The sequence below is a fragment of the Actinoplanes sp. NPDC051859 genome, assembly GCF_044452725.1.
Classification (GTDB): Bacteria; Actinomycetota; Actinomycetes; order Mycobacteriales; family Micromonosporaceae; genus Actinoplanes.
Genome location: NZ_JBITBX010000002.1, coordinates 362,983 through 381,218 on the forward strand (window position 1 = coordinate 362,983; position 18,236 = coordinate 381,218).

Sequence of the window (18,236 nt, forward strand, 5' to 3'; positions counted from 1 at the left end):
GGACCCGGCGGGGCGGTGGTGGCGGACCTGCGCTCGGACACCGTCACCCGACCCACCGCAGCGATGCGCGACGTCATGGCGACCGCCGAGGTCGGCGACGACGTCTTCGGCGACGACCCGAGCGTCAACGCCCTCGAAGCGCACGTGGCGGCCCTGTTCGGACACGAGGCGGCACTGTTCGCCCCGTCCGGGACGATGGCCAACCAGATCGCCCTCCAGCTCGTGGCCGCGCCCGGCGAGGAGCTCCTGGCCGGCGCCGACGCGCATGTCGTCACGTACGAGCTGGGCGGTGCCGCCGCACTGGGGGGCATCTCCACCCGGACCTGGCCGTCGGTCGGCGCGGCGCTCGACGTCGCGCAGATCGAGGCGATGATCCGGCCGGTGGGCTACCCGTCGGTGCCGACCCGGGCGATCGCGGTCGAGCAGACGCACAACCTCGGCGGCGGCACCGTCACCAGCCTCGAGACGCTGCGCGCGCTGCGGGCGACGACGTCTGCCGCCGGGGTCGCGCTGCACTGCGACGGCGCCCGGATCTGGCACGCACACGTGGCGGACGGCGTGCCGCTGTCCGCGTACGGTGAAATCTTCGACACGCTCTCGGTCTGTCTGTCCAAAGGCCTCGGCGCGCCGGTCGGTTCGTTGATCGTCGGCTCCGCCGACCGGATCGCCCGCGCCCGGGTGCTGCGCAAACGCCTCGGCGGCGGCATGCGGCAGGCGGGCATCCTGGCCGCCGCCGGAAGGTACGCCCTGGAGCACCACGTCGACCGCCTCGCCGACGACCACGCCCGCGCCCGCCGCCTCGCCGAGTCGCTGGCACCCCTGGGCGTCACCGACCCGGCCGCGGTCCGCACGAACCTCGTGTTGCTGGACCTGACCAAGGCGGCCCTGGACGCCCCGGCGCTGGCCGCCGCGGCAGCCGAGCAGGGAGTGCTGATCGCGGCGATGCTGCCCCGCACCGCCCGGCTGGTCACCCACCTCGACCTGGACGACGACGCCACCGACCGGGCGATCGGCGTGCTGACCGAGCTCCTGCGCACCGCCTGATCTGCTTACATCGGAGGCGGACCGCCACCGACCGCCGAGGAGTCCCGATGACCCGCCGCGCCCTGGGCCACTTCACCACCGTCTTCGAAGCCCTGCCGATCGACGACGACACCCTCGGCCGGATGCGCATCGACAAAACCATCGAGGGCGATCTCATTGGCACCGGCCGCGCCGAAATGCTGTCGGTCGGCACCCCGATCGACGGCTCGGCCGGCTACGTCGCCCTCGACCGGATCACCGGCACCCTGCACGGCCGTGCCGGCAGCTTCGTGCTCCAGCACTACGGCCTGATGGACCGGGGCGCGGCCACGCTGATCTGTCAGGTCGTGCCCGACTCCGGCACCGACGAACTGACCGGCCTCACCGGCACCTTCCGCATCGACAACGACTCCGAAGAGCACCGCTACACCTTCGACTACGACATCACGGTGCGCTGACGCGAGACAGCACCTTGACCCCGGACGCCTACCTGAGGGCCTTCTTCGACACCGGCGCCGAGCGGCAAGGGTGAGGGTGTCAGCAGTTGAACTACTCGCCGGGGCGCAGGTCCTTGAGGAGGGCGATGTCCGCGGCGTGGCCCTCGTGTTCCTTGGTGGGGGTTTCGACGATGACGGGGATGCCGGCCGTGGCGGGGTGGGCGAGCAGTTCGCCGAAGGCGGCCGCGCCGATCCGGCCCGCGCCGATCGTTTCGTGGCGGTCGCGGGTCGAGCCGCATGCGTCCTTGGAGTCGTTGGCGTGGACCAGCATCAGCCGGTCCGGGCCGATCGTGGCGACGAGCTCGTCCAGGGTGGCGGTCATGCCGCCGGGCGTCGCGAGGTCGTGCCCGGCCGCCCACGCGTGGCAGGTGTCGAAGCAGACGCCCAGCCACGGGTGCTGGTCCACAGCAGCCAGGTAGGGGCCGAGGTCGCTCATCTTCGAGGCGAGGCTGCGCCCACCGCCGGCGCTGGGCTCGACCAGCAGCTTGGGCAGTCCTTCGGCGGCGGCCACGTCCAGCAGGGGCAGCAGCGCCTCGCGGAGCTGGTGCAGCGCCTTGTCGTCGTGGGCCGGGTCGACGGAGCTGCCCGCGTGGTAGACGACGGCGGTCGCGCCGATCGCTGCGCCACGCCGCAGGGCGTGTTCGAGGGTGTCGACCGATTTCGTCACGGTCAGTTCGGTGGGGGAGCCGAGATTCACGAGCAATGAGGCATGAATGTACGCCGGCAGCCCGCGCTCACCACACCCGTCCCGGAACAGCCCGTCTTGCTTCGGGTCACCCGGCGGTAGCGCCCAGCCGCGGGAGTTGGAGACGTACACCTGGACCGCCTCGGAGCCCGCGGCGTCGGCGTACGGCAGGGCGGCTTTCGCGAGCCCGCCGGAGGTCTTGGTGTGGGAACCGATGCGGCGGCTCAGAGGCAATTGAGCACGACCTCCGTCTGGGGCGGTACGGGTGTGTTCGCTGCGGGGCTCTGCAGCCGGACCGTACCGTTCTCATTGAGGTTGATCTTTGCGGTCAGGCCCAGGTTCTTCAGGGACTCCGCGGCCGCCTTGCACGGCTGGTTGGTGAGGTCGGGGACGGCAATCTGCGCCGGGCCCTTGCTGACCTCGAGCTTGATCTCGGTGCCCTTCTCGGCGCCGGTGCCCGGCTGTGGGGTCTGCCCGATGACCTGGTTGGCCGGCTGGTCGCTGTCCTTGTACTGCTCGACGACCGACAGGCCGAGGTCTTGCAGCGCTTTCCGGGCGGCGTCGATGTTCTGGCCGACCACGCCGGGCACGCTGATCGGGGCTTTGCCCTTGCTGAGCACCACGGTGACGGTATCGCCGGGCTTGAGCGACTCGCCCGGCGCGGGACTGGTGGAGATGACCACGCCTTGCGGCACGGCGTCGCTGTAGGCGCCGGTGCCTTCCTGGAAGACGAGTTTGCTCTGCTCGAGTTCGCCCTGGGCGGCGGTTTTCTCCAGGCCCACGATGTCCGGCACCGGGTAGCGCTCCGGGCCGAGCGACAGGGTGAGGGTGAGCTCGCCGCCGTTGACCAGTTTCTCGGTGGCCGGCGGGTCCTGGGCGAGCACCACATCCTTGGGAATGGTCTCGTCAAACCGGCCATCCACGAAGGTCAGGCTGAAGCCACCCGATTTTGCCTCCTGCTCGGCCTGGGTCTTCGTCATGTTCACGAGCTGGGGCGCCTCGGTGTAGCGGCCGAACGCGACCCACCACGTGCTGCCGAGCACGGTGAGGACCATCATGGCGATGGCGGCCGTGATGAGCATCCGGCGGCGGTCTCCGAACCGGCCGACCGGGGCCGGGGCCTCGATCGGCCCGGACCGGCGCTGGCCGCGGCCACCCTTGTTCTGCTCGGGCAGGCGAGCCCAGGTGGGCCGGTTGGCGGCGGGATAGACCGAGGAGACGGCCGGCACGATCGTCGTGGCATCGGCGATGGGCGAGCGCGCGGGGACCTGGCGCAGGAGCGCGGTCTCGACGTTGGCGGCGCCCAGGTCGTCGCGGACCACCTGGACCTCGGCCAGCAGGGCGCCGGCGTCGGTGGGGCGGGCACCGGGGTCGCGGCGGGTGGCCCGGGCGACCAAGTCGTCCAGGACGGTCGGCAGCCCGCGGACGATGCTGGACGGCGCCGGCACGTCGTTGTCCACGTGCTGCCATGCGACCTCGACCGGCTCCTTGCCGTCGTACGGCACCCGGCCGGTGAGCATTTCGAAGAGCACGACGCCGGCCGAGTAGACGTCGGTGCGGGCGTCGGCGTGGCCGTTGGTGACCAGCTCGGGTGCGACGTACGCCACGGTCGCCATCAGCTGGCCGGGTTCGTCGGCGGTGCTCGCCTCGACCGCGCGGGCCAGGCCGAAGTCGGCCACCTTGACGACGCTGTCGACCAGGTTGGCGATGCCGCCGCTGGGTGCCTCGGCGACGAGCACGTTCTCCGGCTTGACGTCGCGGTGCACCAGGCCGGCGCGATGTGCGGCGGCGATGGCGGCGAGCATCTGCTCGAGGATCGCCAGCGCCTCGACCGGGTTGAGGCGGCGTCGCTGGGTGAGCAGGTCGCGCAGGGTGCGGCCCTGGACGTACTCCATCACCAGGTAGGGCAGGCCGAGGTGGCGGCCCTGGTCGTAGACGGCGACGACGTTGGGGTGGGTCAGCCGGGCGATGGTTTTGGCTTCGTCGGTGAACCGGTCCACGAAGTGGACGTTCGTGGCCTGCGACGGGTGGATGATCTTGAGAGCGACCGTGCGCTCGAGCCGGTCGTCCACGGCGGTGTACACGGTCGCCATGCCACCGCGGGCGACGCGACCGGTGATCCGGTAGCGCCCGTCAATCGTCGTGCCGATCAACGTGTCGGCGACAGTCGTGTCCATCGGCGTGAAGTGTATGTGTCTCTCGGGAAAAGGCGGCCCAGGATGTCCGAGCTGAGACCTAATGGGTATTGCACGATGCGCCGAGTGGCGTATATCGCAGGGATCGCCCCGCGGTGCCGGGCACCGCGGGGCGGTTTATCGTGACAAATCGGATCAGTCCGCGCGAGCGTGACGCGCCCGCTCCGGCCGCCCACCACCATCGCCCTCGCCATCTCCAGAGTGGGACGACGACGGCGAACTGGGTGAATCGGTCGGTTCGGGCGAAGGTGGCGCCGTGGTTTCACTCGGCTCCGGTGTCGGCGACGGGCTGTGCGAGGTCGGGGTCGGAGCCGCGGTCGGGGTCGGCACCGGCGGCGCCAGACAGCACGACGGCTCCTGAGGCTGAGTCGGTGCCGGAACACCACCACCGGCCGTGGTCCGGCCTGGTCGAGGTGCGGGAGCTGCGGGCGCCGCAGTGGTCGCGGCCGGATTCGGCAGCACCCGGATCGTTCCGCCGGTCGCCTGCGGCGCCGGCGCCTGCGCAGTTCCGGACCCCCGGCCCAGGCCTTCGTTGGACTCCTCGCCCCCGTCGGTGCCCGGCGCGGCCGCAGCCAGCGGGTACGGCGCCGCCCCCGGCTCACCGAGCAGTGCGCCCAGGCCGTTGACCACCGCGAAGTAGCTGCCCGTACCGCCGGCGACCGCCAGCACGCCGAACGCAGCGGCCGCGACCACCCGACGTGGGCGCCGCGTGGGCACCTCGACGTAAGACGGCACGCCGCCGGTCAGCCCGACACCGCCGAAGGTGCTGAAACCCGTAGCCGTCACGTCCTGGTACGGGTCCCGCCGAGCGGGGAACACCCCCGCCGGACGCCCGGCCGATTCCGCCTCCCGCCGGCCCAGGTCGTAGCGCAGCGACCGCCACGCACCGGCCACCTCGTTGCGGGTTCTCCGCCACAGGGTCATCGGGACACCTCTCCGCTTGTCAGCCGGGTCCGTCCCGGCGCCGTCAGGGGTTCAGCCATGACCGACTGCACCGCAGCGAAGCAAGGGCCGGGAGGGCATGGCCCAGCCGACTCAGCCATGGCCGACTGCACCGCAGCGAAGCAAGGGCCGGGAGGGCATGGCCCAGCCGACTCAGCCATGACCGACTGCACCGCAGCGAAGCAAGGGCCGGGAGGGCATGGCCCAGCCGACTCAGCCATGACCGACTGCACCGCAGCGAAGCAAGGGCCAGGAGGGCATGGCCCAGCCGACTCCGCGTGCGGCGGCCGAAAGCCGGCATGGCACGCTGGTTCGGTGACCGATGCAACTGTGAACCCGGCCGCCGGCCCGACCGAGTGGGTCAACCTGCCGGACGTCTCCGAACGGCTCGGCGTGTCGATCAGCAAGGTGCACCAGATGATCCGCGACGGCCACCTGCTGGCGGTGAAGCGCGACGGCGTCCGGGTCGTCCCGGCCGAACTGGTAGCGAACGACATCGTGCTCAAGCACCTCCCCGGCATCCTCACGCTGCTCCGCGACGCTGGGTACAACGACGAAGAGGCGCTCGGGTGGCTGTACGAGCCCGACGAGACGCTGGGCGGCACCGGCGCGGCCGCACTCGGTGGGGACTGGGCCCGCGAGGTCAAACGGCGCGCACAGGCCATCGGTTTCTGAGCGTCGGATGCGCCACCTGTCCTACCTGGCGGTGCTCGCCGGATGTCTGATCTGCGCCGGGTGGCTCGAACCGGTGTTCAAGGTCAACGTGTTCCGCCGGTGGCGGCGCCTCGGCCTCACCCTGCTGCCGGTCATCGTCGTGTTCGTGCTCTGGGACCTCGGCGCTATCGCCGCCGGACACTGGACGTTCGACCCCGAGCAGACCACCGGCATCCTGTTCCCCGGCGGCCTGCCCCTCGACGAGCTGCTGTTCTTCGTCGTGGTGCCGATCTGCGCGGTGCTGGGCTTCGAAGCCGTCCGCGCAGTGCTGCGCCGCCCGGCCGGCGACGGTGACGGGTGAGTTACACCCTGGCCGCCCTGCTCGGCACGGTCGGCGCGGTGCTGGTCGACCTGTTCGTGCTCCGGACCCGCCTCGTACGCCGGGCGGTGTTCTGGGCCACGTACCCGATCATCATCGGTTTTCAATTGCTGTCGAACGGGATCCTGACCGGGCGGCACATCGTGATCTACGACCCGGCGGCCATCGTCGGCTGGCGGATCGCCTATGCACCCGTCGAAGACCTGTTCTTCGGCTTCGCGATGGTGCTGCTCACGCTGTCGGTCTGGGTGTGGCTGGGCCGCCGCGGCGTGCAGCGCGAGCCCCGAGCGGGCGAAGGCAGCGCACTGCTGCGCCGGCTTCTCGACCGCTGACGCGCTCACACCACCCGGCGGGTCGCGTGACGCGCGCTCACACCACCCGGCGGGTCGCGTGACGCGCGCTCACACCACCCGGCGGGTCGCGTGACGCGCGCTCACACCACCCGGCGGGTCGCGGCGTCGGCGAGCTCCAGCAACACGCCCCGAGCCTCAGGCTCGACGTCGGCGGTAGCCAGGGCAGCCAACGCCTCCTCGGTGAGCAGGGCGATGCGGGCCTCGGTCCGGGCCAGTGCCCCACAGTCCGTGATGATCGCCCGCAGCCGGGCCACGCCCGCCGCATCCAGCGCCGGGTCGCCCAGGCCGCCGTCGATCTCCCGCCGCCCCGCCTCCGACACCGTCTCGTACGCCGCCGCGACCAGGTACGTGCGCTTGCCCTCCCGCAGGTCATCGCCCGCCGGCTTGCCGGTGCGCTCCGGGTCGCCGAAAACGCCCAGGACGTCGTCGCGGAGCTGGAACGCCTCGCCCAGCGGCAGCCCGTACGCGGAGTAGGCCGCGCTGAGCGTCGGGTCGGCACCGGCCAACGCCGCACCGAGCAGCAGCGGGCGTTCAACGGTGTACTTCGCCGACTTGTACCGCGCGACCTTGCTGGCCCGCTCCAGCGACGTGTCGCCGGTCACCGGAGTGAGGACGTCGAGGTACTGGCCGACCGTGACTTCCGTACGCATCTCGTCGAAGACCGGACGCGCCCGGGCCAGGTCCCCGCTGGCGATCCCGGAGCTGTGCAGCAGCTCGTCCGACCACACCAGGGCCAGGTCGCCGAGCAGGACCGCGGCGTTGTCGCCGAAAGCGTCCGCGGGGCCGTTCCAGGCGGCCGCGGCGTGACGCGCCGCGAACCGCTTGTGCACCGACGGCTCTCCGCGTCGGGTATCCGACCGGTCCATCAAATCGTCGTGGATCAAGGCGCTGGCCTGCACCAACTCCAGTGCGGCCACCGCTGCCACCACCGGATCGCCGTCCAGGCCACGAGCGCCGCGATAGCCCCAGTAGGCGAACGCGGGCCGCAGCCGCTTGCCGCCACCCAGCACGAACGCATCCATGGCATCGGCCAGGTCAGCCAGTGCTTCGTCGATCGACAGCAGCCGCTCGCGCTGCGCGGCAAGGAAGGTGGTGAGGGCCTTGTCGACCCGGGACCGCAGGCCGGCTCGTTCCAGTGGGGAGGTCACGGCGCCAAACCTAGCGGGTCGCCCGGCAACCGCCAGCCGGTAGAATGCCCCCGTGTCTCTCGGACTGCCCTCCCGCCTACCGACGTCTCCGGCGATCGGTGAGCTGATCCGTCGTCCGGCGCCCACGTTCTCCTTCGAGTTCATGCCGCCGAAGTCCCGCGAAGCGGAGCAGCTGCTATGGCGCACGATCCGCGAGCTCGAGTCGCTGCGGCCCGACTTCGTGTCGATCACGTACGGCGCCGGCGGCAGCACCCGTGACACCACCGTCGACGTCACCGAGCGGGTCGCGTCCGAGACCACCCTGCTGCCCATGGCCCACCTGACCGCGGTCGGCCACTCGGTCGCCGAGCTGCGCAACGTCGTCGGCCGGCTCGCCGGGGCGGGCATCCGCAACGTGCTCGCCGTCCGGGGCGACCCGCCCGGCGACCCGAACGGCGAGTGGGTGCAGCACCCCGAAGGGGTGCTCTACGCCGAGGACCTGGTGCGACTGCTGCGCGAGGCCGGCGACTTCAGCGTCGGGGTGGCGGCATTCCCCTACAAGCACCCCCGCTCGGCCGATGTCGAGAGCGACACCCGCAACTTCATCCGCAAGTGCCGGGCCGGCGCCGACTTCGCGATCACCCAGATGTTCTTCGAGGCCGACGAATACCTGCGCCTGCGCGACCGGGTGGCGGCCGCCGGCTGCGACACCCCCATCGTGCCGGGCGTGATGCCGGTGCTCCGCATGGCGACGATCGCCCGCTCGGCCCAGCTGTCCGGCGCGCCGTTCCCACCCGCCCTGCTCCGGCGCTTCGAGCGGATCGCCGACGACGAGGCCGGTGTCCGCCGCCTGGGCATCGACCTGTGCAGTGAGATGTGCCAGACCCTGCTGGACGAGGGCGTCCCCGGCATCCACTTCATCACCATGAACCGCTCTCCGGCGACGCGCGAGGTCTGGCAGCACCTGACCGGCGCGACCGCCACGCCCGCCGCCGCCTGACCGGACCGGTGACCTGGGAGCAGTACGCCACCGCCTGGTCGGCGCTGCACGGCGGATTCGACCCGCGGTCAGCCTCGCCGCTCGTCCGTGGCTGGATCCGGCTCGCGTACCGTGGCGGCGGCCTGCTGGCGGCGATGCGGATCGGACCCACCGCCGTGACCGTCGTCGGGCTGCTGCTCTGCGCAGCGGTGCCGTTCGTGCCGCCCCTGGCCGGGGCGCTGCTGGTGCTGCTGGCGAGTGCCGCCGATGCGCTGGACGGCGCGGTGGCGGTGGTCGCCGGGCGGACCACCCGGCTGGGCTTCGTCTACGACTCGCTCGCCGACCGGCTGGGCGAGTTGGCCTGGCTGGCCGCGTTCTGGGTGGCCGGTGCCCCCGGCTGGACCGTGGTGGCAGCCCTGGTGGTGAGCTGGTTGCACGAATACCTGCGGGCCCGCGCCACCGCCGGCGGCATGACGGACGTCGGCGTCATCACCGTGGGGGAGCGTCCCACCCGCGTGTCGCTGGCCGTGACCGGTCTCCTGGTCCTCGGCGCCGCCAACCTGATCAAGCCGGAGTGGACAGCCGCCGCGTCGACCGTGGCGGTATCCCTCTGGATCACCCTGGGCGCGGTCGGCCTCGCTCAACTGCTGGCCGCCGTCCGTCGCGCGTTGATCGATTAATCCGTTGTCCGATTCCGCCGCCGCCCCTACTTTTAGGCGACGACGCGCCCGGAACCGCCGGGTGAGCGAGGAGACGACATGACGGCCTGCCGGCTCTGCTGCAGGGGCTACGGACACGGTTGACGCCACGGGGCGCCAACCGTCGCCGCTCGCCCTCTGTTGACGGGGGCCGGGCGGCTTTTTCGTGTCCGGACCCCAGGGAGGTGACCCGCCATGAGCGTGGTCCTCGTACTCAACGCCGACTTCGGGCCGCTGCACCGGGTCAGCGTCCGGCACGCCATCCGCATGCTGTTCCGCGAGGTCGCGGTGGTCGAAGAGGCCGCACCGGACGCGCGCATCGGCGTCTTCCCGATCCCCACCGTCGTCCGCCTGGTCAGCTACGTCGTGACCCGCTGGCGGCGCAGCCGCGGTCCAGCCTGGACCCGCGGCGGCGTCCTGAGCCGCGACGGCCGACGCTGCGGCTACTGCGGCGCCTCGGCCTCCACCATCGATCACGTCCTGCCGCGCTCCCGCGGCGGCGGCAACACCTGGGAAAACACCGTCGCCGCGTGCGGGCGCTGCAACCAGCGCAAGGGGGACCGTACGCCGGCAGAAGCGCGCATGCCGTTGCGCCGAGCGCCCCACGCGCCGGGCTGGACGGAACTGGCCGCGCACTGAGGACGACGGCCGGCGGGCAACGACGGGGGCCCGCCGGTCGTCCCCCGTCACGCCTACTTCGGTTGTCGTGTCAGGCGATGGCGGCGATATCGCCGTCGTCGAAATAGATGGCCTGATGGAGGCGGCCACCGAGAGCCAGGGCATATCGAGCCAGTACCTCCTGGCCGGAGATCTTGCCCTGCTCGATCTGCGACACTCGTCCCTTGGTCACACCCATCCGGTCGGCGACCTGCTGCTGAGTCAGCCCGCGAGTCCGGCGCACCTCAGCGAGCCGATGCCCGATGACCGTGGACAGCAGTTCCTGCTTGCCTGCCTCGACGGCTTCCTCGCCGCCGGCTTGTTCGACCAGGTCGGCGCGTATGTCGTCCCAGCGCACATATTCGCTCATGGTTGCCGCCCCTCCTCGTCGGTGCGTTCCTTCAGGTATGCCTCGTATCGTTTCTCGGCCAGCGGGATGGCTTCGGTGTACCAGTCGTTCCATCGTCCGCTCTTGTCGCCTGCAACGAGCAGGATGCTAGATCGCCATGGGTCGAAAGCGAACAAGATCCGAACGGTGCCGGGCCGAAGCTCCTTGAGATTGGCTACTGCGGAGTCACGGATCGTGTCGACCAAGGGCCGGCCGAGTCCTGGCCCGACCTCGGCGAGCAGGTCGATAGCTTGGACGACCCGAGCTTTGATCTCTGGGTCCAGGCGGGCTATCCAGTCGCGCACCTCGTGGACGACGAAGATTTCCCACGCTGCGGAGGTCATTCATGAAGTATAGCTATTGGTATACCTGCCGCGAGAGTCGGCGGGGCCGGGGCAGGTCGGTGTGGTCGATGACGACGGTGGCTCGGGTCCAGGGTTCGCAGGTGGCGAAGTAGCGCCGTTGACCGCCGACGTAGCGCGCCTGGGAGGGGTGGTCGGGGTCGGGGTGGGAGCCGTCGCGCGCTGCCATGCGGGGAACGGTCACCTCGAAGGGGGCGGACAGGAACACCGAGAAGTTCCAGTGGTCCACCAGCTCGTCCCGGTGCAGGAAGAGCCCGTCGACCACCACTGATGCGTCTGGCGGGGCGGTGTGCCAGGGCAGGTCGAGTGCTTCGTCGGTGTCGACGTCGTGGACGGCCGTACGGTAGCGGCGGTTTCCGGCGGGGCTGAACGGGGCCAGGACGTTGGCGACCAGCGCTGCGTGGTCGTACGAATCAAGCCAGAAGCCGTCGGCAGAGTCGCGGCCGCGGCGGTAGCGGACGGCCCGAGGGTGGTGGAAACCGTCCGCGCTGAGGTGGATCACCGGCCGGCCGTGAGCCTGCAGGGCGGCGGCCAGGGCTCGGGCGTAGGTGGTCTTGCCGATGCCGTCGACCCCGTCGATGGCGATGCGGTGCGCGCCGGGCGGGATGAGGCCCGCGACGGCGAACGGCGACCCGTCCGAAGTCGGGTCGCCGTCCACAGTGGTGTGCATGGTCAGTGCTTCTTTTTCATGGCCTTGCGGTAGTCGCTGTTGAGGCGGCCGATGAGGGTGAGCGGGATGCCCTTCGGGCAGACCGTGGTGCACTCGCCCATGTTGGTGCAGCCGCCGAAGCCCGCCTCGTCCTGGGCTTCCAGCATGTCGACGACCCGGGTGTCCCGCTCGGGCTGGCCCTGGGGCAGCAGACCGAGGTGGGCGACCTTCGCGGCGGTGAAGAGCATCGAGGAGCCGTTGGGGCAGGCGGCGACGCAGGCGCCGCAGCCGATGCAGGTGGCTGCCTCGAAGGCGGCGTCCGCGTCCGGCTTGGGGACCGGGGTCGCGTGGGCGTCCGGGGCCGTGCCGGTGGGGGCGGTGATGAAGCCGCCGGACTGGATGATCTTGTCGAAGGCGCCGCGGTTGACGACCAGGTCCTTGATGACCGGGAAGGCCGACGCGCGCCACGGCTCGACGTCGATCACGTCGCCGTCGTTGAAGTGGCGCATGTGCAGCTGGCAGGTGGTGGTGGCCCGCTCCGGGCCGTGCGCCACGCCGTTGATCATCATGCCGCACATGCCGCAGATGCCCTCGCGGCAGTCGTGGTCGAAGGCGATCGGGTCGGCCCCGTCGAGGATCAGCTTCTCGTTGAGGACGTCCAGCATCTCGAGGAAGCTGGCGTCCGGCGAGATGTCCTTGACGTCGTACGTGACCATCTTGCCCTTGTCGGACGGCCCGGTCTGCCGCCACACGCGTACCTGGATGTCCATTACTTGTAGCTCCGGGTGCTCGGGTGGACGTACTCGAAGTCCAGCTGTTCCTTGTGGAGGGTGGGGGTGTCGCCGTACTCCCAGGCCGCGACGTAGCCGAACTCGTCGTCGTGCCGCAGCGCCTCGCCGTCCGGGGTCTGCGACTCGGCGCGGAAGTGGCCGCCGGCGGACTCGCCGCGGTGCAGCGCGTCGATGCACATCAGCTCGCCGAGTTCGAGGAAGTCGGCGACGCGGCCGGCCTTCTCCAGGTTCTGGTTCAGCTCTTCGCCGGTGCCGGGCACCTTGACCCGGGTCCAGAACTCCTCTTTCAGGCTGCGGATGAGGCCGATGGCCTTGGTCAGGCCCTCCTCGGTGCGCTCCATCCCGCAGTACTCCCACATGATCTGGCCGAGCTGGCGGTGGAACGAGTCCACCGTCCGGTCGCCGTTGATCGAGAGCAACTTCTGAATGCGTTCCTCGACCTGCGTACGCGCGGCCACGACCTGCTCGTTGTCCGGCGAGATCTTTTCGTACGGGCCGGAAGCAAGGTAGTTCGCGAGCGTGTGCGGCAGCACGAAGTAGCCGTCCGCGAGCCCCTGCATCAGCGCCGAGGCACCGAGCCGGTTGGCGCCGTGGTCGGAGAAGTTCGCCTCGCCCACCACGAACAGGCCGGGGATCGTCGACTGCAGGTTGTAGTCGACCCAGAGCCCGCCCATCGTGTAGTGCACGGCGGGGTAGATGCGCATCGGCGTCTCGTACGGGTCCTCGCCGGTGATGCGCTGGTACATCTCGAAGAGGTTGCCGTACTTGGCTTCGACGGCGTCACGGCCGAGCCGGGAGATGGCGTCCGCGAAGTCGAGGTAGACGCCCAGGCCGCCGGGGCCGACGCCGCGGCCCTCGTCGCAGACGTTCTTGGCCGCGCGGGACGCGATGTCCCGCGGGACCAGGTTGCCGAACGACGGGTAGATGCGTTCGAGGTAGTAGTCGCGGTCCGCCTCGGCGATCTCGGAGGCCCGCTTGCCGCAGTCCTCCTTGCGCTTCGGCACCCACACCCGGCCGTCGTTACGCAGCGACTCGCTCATCAGCGTGAGCTTGCTCTGGTGCGTGCCGGACTCGGGGATGCACGTCGGGTGGATCTGCGTGTAGCAGGGGTTCGCGAACAGCGCGCCCTTGCGGTGTGCCCGCCAGCTCGCCGTGACGTTGCAGCCCTTGGCGTTTGTCGACAGGAAGAAGACGTTGCCGTAGCCGCCGGAGGCCAGCACGACCGCGTCGGCCAGGTCGGTGGTGATCTCACCGGTGACCATGTCGCGGACGACGATGCCGCGGGCCTTGCCGTCGACGATGACCAGATCGAGCATCTCGTGCCGGGCGAACATCTCGATGTTGCCGAGGCCGATCTGCCGCTCCATCGCCTGGTAGGCGCCGATCAGCAGCTGCTGACCCGTTTGGCCCCGGGCGTAGAACGTGCGGGACACCTGGGTGCCGCCGAAGGAGCGGTTGTCGAGCAGGCCGCCGTACTCGCGGGCGAACGGCACGCCCTGGGCGACGCACTGGTCGATGATGTTCACCGAGACCTGGGCGAGCCGGTAGACGTTCGATTCGCGGGCGCGGAAGTCGCCGCCCTTGACCGTGTCGTAGAACAGCCGGTAGATCGAGTCGCCGTCGTTGCGGTAGTTCTTGGCGGCGTTGATGCCGCCCTGCGCGGCGATCGAGTGGGCGCGGCGCGGGCTGTCCTGGTAGCAGTACGAGCGCACCTTGTAGCCGGCCTCGGCCAGGGTCGCCGCAGCGGAGCCGCCGGCCAGGCCGGTGCCGACGACGATGACGTTGAGCTTGCGCCGGTTGGCCGGGTTGACCAGCTTGGCGGAGAACTTGTGCCGGTCCCAGCGGGTCTCGATCGGGCCGTCGGGGGCGGCCGTGTCGGCGATCGGGTCGCCTTCGGTCCAGAACTCGGTCATGTCACTTCACCAATCCGGTGAGCACGGCGAACGGCACCGAGAGGTAGCCGGCGACCAGGACGACGGACAGCACCAGGGCGACGGCCCGGGCGACGCGCTCGCCGCGCAGTGTCTGCTGGCCCATCGTGCGGACCGCGCTGAACAGGCCGTGCCGCAGGTGGAAACCGACGCTGACGATCGAGAGCGTGTAGAACAGCGTGACGTACCAGCGGGCGGGCGCGAAGTCGGCGACCACGTTGGCGTACGGATGCTGCGGGTCGGCGTTGGGGTTCAGCGTCCCGGTCGTGAGGTCCAGGATGTGGTAGATCACGAACAGCGCGATGAGGACGCCGCCCCAGCGCATGGTCCGCGCCGCGTAGCTGCCCTGCACCTTGGTGCGGTGCGCGTATCGCACCGGCCGGGCCTTGCGGGCGCGCCGGGTGAGGATCACGGCGGCGGCGATGTGTGCGACCAGGGCGAGAGTCAGCACCGCGCGCTGGATCCACAGGTACCAGGTCTCGGGCAGCAGCGGCACACCGATGGTGCGCAGCCAGTGGGCGTAGTGGTCGAACGACTCCTCGCCCACGAAGATCTTGAGGTTGCCGATCATGTGCGCGAACAGGAAGCCCACGAGGAGCAGGCCCGTGACCGCCATGAGCAGCTTGAGCGCGATCGAGGATCGCATGCCCCGGCGGCGCCGCTTGGCGGGCGCCTTGGAGTCGAGGACCTTGCGCGCAGGCTCGGCCGTCGCCTTCGGGGGAGGAGTACTGGTATCTACCGCCACACCTGGACGGTAAGAACCCGCACGCCATTCGTCTAATGCATGATCGGGTAGGTACCCATAGCCGTAAGCTATCGAAGTGCAGCTCCAACAGCTCAGATACTTCCTAGCAGTGGTGGAAACTAGACATTTCACCCAGGCGGCGGATGTGCTCGGAGTCTCACAGCCAACTTTAAGTAAGCAGATTCACACCCTGGAAAATACTCTCGGGGCGCCTTTGTTCGAGCGGGTCAGGGGTGCGGTGGCCCTGACGGCCGCCGGCGAGACCCTGTTACCCCTGGCCCAACGCATGATCGCGGACGCTGACTCGGCCCGCGACGCGATCCAGGAGATCGTCGGTCTGCGCCGCGGCCAGGTCCGCGTGGGCGCGACTCCCAGTCTCTGCTCCTCGCTCGTCCCCGCCGTGCTGCGCCGTTTCCGCAAGGAACACCCGGGCATCGCCCTGCACGTCAACGAGGGCAGCTCGCAGGACCTGATCGCCGCCCTTCTCGCCCGCGACCTCGACCTGGCCCTCATCGTCCAGCCGGAACAGGGCGCCGACCCGTCCCTGCAGGCCGCCCCGGTGCTGCAGGAAAGCCTGGTCGTCGCCTCGGTAGCCGCCGGCCCGCCGCCGACGATCTTTCGCGAACTGGCCCTGACCGACCTGCGGGACACCCCGCTGGTGATGTTCCGGCCCGGCTACGACCTGCGCGACGTGACGCTGGAGGCCTGCCGGCGAGCCGGATTCACCCCGAAGTTCGCGGTCGAGGGCGGCGAGATGGACGCGGTCCTGGCCTTCGTCGAAGCGGGGCTCGGGGTCGCGCTGGTGCCGAGCATGGTGCTCGCCAACCGCCCGCTGCTGCGCGCCACGCCCCTGGCCCCGCCGGGCATGCGTCGGACCGTGGCACTGGCACACCGGCGGCGGGCGGTGCTGCCCCACGCGGCCCAAGCGCTGCGCGCAACCCTGCTCGACCACATCGCCACCGGCGAGCTCCCCATCGGCGTCCAGCCGCTCTGAGCCGCTTTCCGCCTGGCCCGGGGTCGCTACGCTGGCGGACCTCATGAGTGATCTTTGGCGGCGGTGGTGGAAGCGTCTGGCCTTGTTGGGCATCGCCGGCCTGGTCGTGGTCTCGGTGCCGTGGGCCTGGACCGAGATCTCGGCACGAGGCCACGAGTACGACGAGACGACCGCACCGACCGCAGAGGTAGTACTCGTCCTGGGCACCGCCGTCGCGGACGACCGGCAGCAGCCCGGCGACCGGCTCACCGGCCGCCTGGAAACCGCCGCCGAACTCGTCCGCAGCGGCCGAGCCCGGAAGATCCTGGTCTCAGGCGACGGCGGCGGCGACTCCGGCGACGAAACTGCGGCGATGACCTCTTACCTGACCGGCCAGCTGGGCATCGACCCGCAGCACGTCGTCGCCGATCCCTTCGGCCTGGACACCTACGACAGCTGCGCGCGAGCCCGAGACGTGTACGGCCTCACCAGGGCACTCGTCGTCACTCAGTCCGACCACCTCTCCCGGGCGGTGGCCCTGTGCCGGCGCCTCGGCATGGATGCTGACGGAGTTGCCGCCCGCTGTGCCGACTGTTCGACCTTCCTGCTCGCCGGAAAGGCCGTCCGCGACTACCTCGCCTGCACCAAGGCCGCCTGGGACGCGATCCGAAACCGGCCGCCGGCGGTCACCTCGCCCCCGAGCCCGGCACTGGTCGAGAAGCCGCCGGGCAGCTGATCCGCCAGCCGGAGCTGGTTCATCCGACCGCAGGCCCGATCCGGTCGGCCACGATCTTGGCGGACAGCGTGACCATCGGCAGCCCGCCACCCGGGTGTGCCGACCCACCCACCAGGAACAATCCGTCCACCGGCCCGCGGTTCGCCGGCCGCAGCAGCCCGCCCGCCGTTCCGTAGATCGCTCCGCCGGGTGCGGCCGTGGCCTCCGCCAGGTCGGCCGGCGTCCGGGTTTCCCGGAACACCAGCCGGTCCCGCACGTCCACGCCACGGGCGGCCAGCACGTTCAGAATGTGCGTACCGTAAGACTCCGCGAGTCCCGGCCGCCGCCAGTCGACGGCCCCGGCGGCAGTGCCGTGCCGGGGGGCGTTGACCAGGACGAACCAGGCTTCCGTGCCCGGCGGGTGCACCGCCGGGTCGGTCGCGCGGGTGACGAAGACGGCGGGGTCCGACGGTGGCCGGGCTCGGCGGCCGTGCCCGGGGGAGCCGAAGACCGCGTCGAACTCCGCGTCGTAGTCGCGCGGGAAGAAGACGGTGTGGTGGGCGAGCTCCGGTGTGGATCCGCGCACTCCCAGCAGCATGACGAAGCCCGCGAGGCTGCGGTCCGCCAGCCGGGCCAGGCGGTCCGGGCTCGGCAGCAGATCGCGGTACAGCGTCGCAGCATCCACATCGGACACCACCATGTCGGCGGGCAGCTCACTGCCGGAAGACAGGCCGACGCCGGCGACTCGGCCCGAGCGGGTGCGGACCGCGGTCACCGGTGACGAGGTGTGGACCGTGACGCCCAGCGCGGCGCAGCGGTCGAGCAGGGCAGTGGCTAGGACGCCGAGGCCGCCGGGCAGGTACCAGCCACCGAACGCCAGTTCCGCATAGGGGATCGCGGCCAGGGCGGCGGGGGCGCGGCGGGGATCGGTGCCGGTGTACGTCGCGTAGCGGTCGAGCAGCATGCGCAGTCGCGGGTCGCGCAGATAGCGGCGGCCCAGTGCCCGTAAGGAACGGCCGGGGGCGATCGCGGCGAGGTCGCCGACCCGCCAAGACAGGCGGGCCAAGGCCGCGGGGGAGACCTCGCGTTGCAGCACGGAACCCCAGGAAGCAGCCCAGATGCGGCCCGCCCGGCGCCAGAACCGTGCCCAGTCCGCGGCCCCCGCCGGCCCGAACGCGGCGGCGATCCGGCCCAGGAACACGTCCGGGTCGGACGACGAGTCCAGGACGCTGCCGTCCGGGAACACGTGCCGCACCACCGGATCCAGCGGCACCGCGTCCAGGGACAGGCCGAGGTCGGCGAAGACCTGCGGCAGCGTCAGCAGGCTCGGGCCGGTGTCGAACCGGAAACCGTCCCGCTCGTAGCGGCCGAGCTTGCCGCCGACGGTCGCCGCGCGTTCGTGCACGGTCACGTCGTGGCCGGCCTCCGCCAGCCGGACGGCCGCGGCCAACCCGCCGACACCCGCGCCGATCACCACAATCCGGCTCACCGCC

The 18,236-nt window shown here is 70.9% G+C and carries 21 protein-coding genes; 10 read left to right on the forward strand and 11 right to left on the reverse strand.

The window, feature by feature from the left end; genetic code table 11:
* Nucleotides 1–18: 18 nt before the first annotated feature.
* Both ACIA1L_RS05665 and ACIA1L_RS05670 read left to right on the forward strand, forming a co-directional pair.
* Entirely contained in the window at nt 19–1,044 is a 1,026-nt protein-coding gene (locus tag ACIA1L_RS05665) for a threonine aldolase family protein (protein WP_396071766.1), read from the forward strand.
* A gap of 47 nt (nt 1,045–1,091) precedes the next feature.
* Nucleotides 1,092–1,481, forward strand: a complete 390-nt coding sequence (locus ACIA1L_RS05670; protein ID WP_396071331.1) for a DUF3224 domain-containing protein — start codon at nt 1,092–1,094, stop codon at nt 1,479–1,481.
* A gap of 91 nt (nt 1,482–1,572) precedes the next feature.
* On the opposite strand, the gene ACIA1L_RS05675 is transcribed toward ACIA1L_RS05670, so the two are convergent.
* From ACIA1L_RS05675 to ACIA1L_RS05685, 3 genes are all read right to left on the reverse strand, one after another.
* Complete coding sequence (locus ACIA1L_RS05675; protein WP_396071332.1) at nt 1,573–2,439, reverse strand: deoxyribonuclease IV; 867 nt, start codon at nt 2,437–2,439, stop codon at nt 1,573–1,575.
* Entirely contained in the window at nt 2,430–4,382 is a 1,953-nt protein-coding gene (pknB, locus tag ACIA1L_RS05680) for a Stk1 family PASTA domain-containing Ser/Thr kinase (RefSeq protein ID WP_396071333.1), read from the reverse strand. The genes ACIA1L_RS05675 and pknB overlap by 10 nt, the downstream gene beginning before the upstream one ends.
* 153 nt (nt 4,383–4,535) lie before the next feature.
* Nucleotides 4,536–5,324, reverse strand: coding sequence for a hypothetical protein (locus ACIA1L_RS05685; protein ID WP_396071334.1), 789 nt, complete (start codon nt 5,322–5,324; stop codon nt 4,536–4,538).
* Nucleotides 5,325–5,657: 333 nt separating this feature from the next.
* Here ACIA1L_RS05685 and ACIA1L_RS05690 point away from each other — a divergent pair, with 333 nt between their 5' ends.
* Genes ACIA1L_RS05690 through ACIA1L_RS05700 form a run of 3 tightly spaced genes read left to right on the forward strand, consistent with a single transcriptional unit; the run spans nt 5,658 to nt 6,707 of the window.
* The gene (locus tag ACIA1L_RS05690; protein WP_396071335.1) at nt 5,658–6,017 is read left to right on the forward strand and encodes an Rv2175c family DNA-binding protein; all 360 of its coding nucleotides are present in this window, start codon (nt 5,658–5,660) and stop codon (nt 6,015–6,017) included.
* 7 nt (nt 6,018–6,024) lie between these two features.
* Nucleotides 6,025–6,357: a lycopene cyclase domain-containing protein gene (locus ACIA1L_RS05695; RefSeq protein WP_396071336.1), complete on the forward strand. Its 333-nt coding sequence runs from the start codon at nt 6,025–6,027 to the stop codon at nt 6,355–6,357.
* Nucleotides 6,354–6,707 (forward strand): lycopene cyclase domain-containing protein, encoded by a 354-nt coding sequence (locus tag ACIA1L_RS05700; protein ID WP_396071337.1) that lies wholly within the window; start codon nt 6,354–6,356, stop codon nt 6,705–6,707. The genes ACIA1L_RS05695 and ACIA1L_RS05700 overlap by 4 nt, the downstream gene beginning before the upstream one ends.
* 101 nt (nt 6,708–6,808) lie before the next feature.
* Here the strand turns inward: ACIA1L_RS05700 and ACIA1L_RS05705 are convergent, their stop codons facing one another.
* A complete protein-coding gene (locus ACIA1L_RS05705) occupies nt 6,809–7,864 on the reverse strand; it encodes a polyprenyl synthetase family protein (protein ID WP_396071767.1) in 1,056 nt (351 codons plus the stop codon).
* Between the two features lie 64 nt (nt 7,865–7,928).
* Here ACIA1L_RS05705 and metF point away from each other — a divergent pair, with 64 nt between their 5' ends.
* The 3 genes from metF to ACIA1L_RS05720 all read left to right on the forward strand — a co-directional run bounded on the left by metF (nt 7,929) and on the right by ACIA1L_RS05720 (nt 10,171).
* The gene (metF, locus tag ACIA1L_RS05710) at nt 7,929–8,855 is read left to right on the forward strand and encodes a methylenetetrahydrofolate reductase [NAD(P)H] (protein ID WP_396071338.1); all 927 of its coding nucleotides are present in this window, start codon (nt 7,929–7,931) and stop codon (nt 8,853–8,855) included.
* A gap of 8 nt (nt 8,856–8,863) precedes the next feature.
* Nucleotides 8,864–9,514: a CDP-alcohol phosphatidyltransferase family protein gene (locus ACIA1L_RS05715; RefSeq protein WP_396071339.1), complete on the forward strand. Its 651-nt coding sequence runs from the start codon at nt 8,864–8,866 to the stop codon at nt 9,512–9,514.
* 213 nt (nt 9,515–9,727) lie between these two features.
* Nucleotides 9,728–10,171 (forward strand): HNH endonuclease, encoded by a 444-nt coding sequence (locus tag ACIA1L_RS05720; RefSeq protein ID WP_396071340.1) that lies wholly within the window; start codon nt 9,728–9,730, stop codon nt 10,169–10,171.
* A gap of 70 nt (nt 10,172–10,241) precedes the next feature.
* Here ACIA1L_RS05720 and ACIA1L_RS05725 read toward each other — a convergent pair whose 3' ends face one another.
* Genes ACIA1L_RS05725 through ACIA1L_RS05750 form a run of 6 tightly spaced genes read right to left on the reverse strand, consistent with a single transcriptional unit; the run spans nt 10,242 to nt 14,956 of the window.
* A complete protein-coding gene (locus tag ACIA1L_RS05725; RefSeq protein WP_396071341.1) occupies nt 10,242–10,559 on the reverse strand; it encodes a helix-turn-helix domain-containing protein in 318 nt (105 codons plus the stop codon).
* Complete coding sequence (locus ACIA1L_RS05730) at nt 10,556–10,921, reverse strand: type II toxin-antitoxin system RelE/ParE family toxin (RefSeq protein ID WP_396071342.1); 366 nt, start codon at nt 10,919–10,921, stop codon at nt 10,556–10,558. The genes ACIA1L_RS05725 and ACIA1L_RS05730 overlap by 4 nt, the downstream gene beginning before the upstream one ends.
* A gap of 13 nt (nt 10,922–10,934) precedes the next feature.
* Nucleotides 10,935–11,609: a uridine kinase gene (locus tag ACIA1L_RS05735; RefSeq protein WP_396071343.1), complete on the reverse strand. Its 675-nt coding sequence runs from the start codon at nt 11,607–11,609 to the stop codon at nt 10,935–10,937.
* Nucleotides 11,610–11,611: 2 nt separating this feature from the next.
* Nucleotides 11,612–12,358: a succinate dehydrogenase/fumarate reductase iron-sulfur subunit gene (locus tag ACIA1L_RS05740; protein ID WP_396071344.1), complete on the reverse strand. Its 747-nt coding sequence runs from the start codon at nt 12,356–12,358 to the stop codon at nt 11,612–11,614.
* The gene (locus ACIA1L_RS05745; RefSeq protein WP_396071345.1) at nt 12,358–14,292 is read right to left on the reverse strand and encodes a fumarate reductase/succinate dehydrogenase flavoprotein subunit; all 1,935 of its coding nucleotides are present in this window, start codon (nt 14,290–14,292) and stop codon (nt 12,358–12,360) included. The genes ACIA1L_RS05740 and ACIA1L_RS05745 overlap by 1 nt, the downstream gene beginning before the upstream one ends.
* A 1-nt stretch (nt 14,293) precedes the next feature.
* Complete coding sequence (locus ACIA1L_RS05750; protein ID WP_396071768.1) at nt 14,294–14,956, reverse strand: succinate dehydrogenase cytochrome b subunit; 663 nt, start codon at nt 14,954–14,956, stop codon at nt 14,294–14,296.
* 169 nt (nt 14,957–15,125) lie between these two features.
* Here ACIA1L_RS05750 and ACIA1L_RS05755 point away from each other — a divergent pair, with 169 nt between their 5' ends.
* Entirely contained in the window at nt 15,126–16,049 is a 924-nt protein-coding gene (locus ACIA1L_RS05755; protein WP_396071769.1) for a LysR family transcriptional regulator, read from the forward strand.
* Nucleotides 16,050–16,092: 43 nt separating this feature from the next.
* Nucleotides 16,093–16,764: a vancomycin high temperature exclusion protein gene (locus ACIA1L_RS05760; protein WP_396071346.1), complete on the forward strand. Its 672-nt coding sequence runs from the start codon at nt 16,093–16,095 to the stop codon at nt 16,762–16,764.
* Nucleotides 16,765–16,783: 19 nt separating this feature from the next.
* On the opposite strand, the gene ACIA1L_RS05765 is transcribed toward ACIA1L_RS05760, so the two are convergent.
* Nucleotides 16,784–18,232, reverse strand: a complete 1,449-nt coding sequence (locus tag ACIA1L_RS05765) for a phytoene desaturase family protein (RefSeq protein WP_396071347.1) — start codon at nt 18,230–18,232, stop codon at nt 16,784–16,786.
* Nucleotides 18,233–18,236: the final 4 nt, after the last annotated feature.

Coding starts and splice junctions, on each gene's coding strand:
- ACIA1L_RS05720 (WP_396071340.1), top strand. CDS start 9,728: ATGAGCGTGGTCCTCGTACTCAACGCCGACTTCGGGCCGCTGCACCGG.
- pknB (WP_396071333.1), bottom strand. CDS start 4,382: ATGGACACGACTGTCGCCGACACGTTGATCGGCACGACGATTGACGGG.
- ACIA1L_RS05725 (WP_396071341.1), bottom strand. CDS start 10,559: ATGAGCGAATATGTGCGCTGGGACGACATACGCGCCGACCTGGTCGAA.
- ACIA1L_RS05685 (WP_396071334.1), bottom strand. CDS start 5,324: ATGACCCTGTGGCGGAGAACCCGCAACGAGGTGGCCGGTGCGTGGCGG.
- ACIA1L_RS05750 (WP_396071768.1), bottom strand. CDS start 14,956: ATGCGATCCTCGATCGCGCTCAAGCTGCTCATGGCGGTCACGGGCCTG.
- ACIA1L_RS05735 (WP_396071343.1), bottom strand. CDS start 11,609: ATGCACACCACTGTGGACGGCGACCCGACTTCGGACGGGTCGCCGTTC.
- ACIA1L_RS05670 (WP_396071331.1), top strand. CDS start 1,092: ATGACCCGCCGCGCCCTGGGCCACTTCACCACCGTCTTCGAAGCCCTG.
- ACIA1L_RS05730 (WP_396071342.1), bottom strand. CDS start 10,921: ATGACCTCCGCAGCGTGGGAAATCTTCGTCGTCCACGAGGTGCGCGAC.
- ACIA1L_RS05760 (WP_396071346.1), top strand. CDS start 16,093: ATGAGTGATCTTTGGCGGCGGTGGTGGAAGCGTCTGGCCTTGTTGGGC.
- ACIA1L_RS05740 (WP_396071344.1), bottom strand. CDS start 12,358: ATGGACATCCAGGTACGCGTGTGGCGGCAGACCGGGCCGTCCGACAAG.
- ACIA1L_RS05745 (WP_396071345.1), bottom strand. CDS start 14,292: ATGACCGAGTTCTGGACCGAAGGCGACCCGATCGCCGACACGGCCGCC.
- ACIA1L_RS05695 (WP_396071336.1), top strand. CDS start 6,025: ATGCGCCACCTGTCCTACCTGGCGGTGCTCGCCGGATGTCTGATCTGC.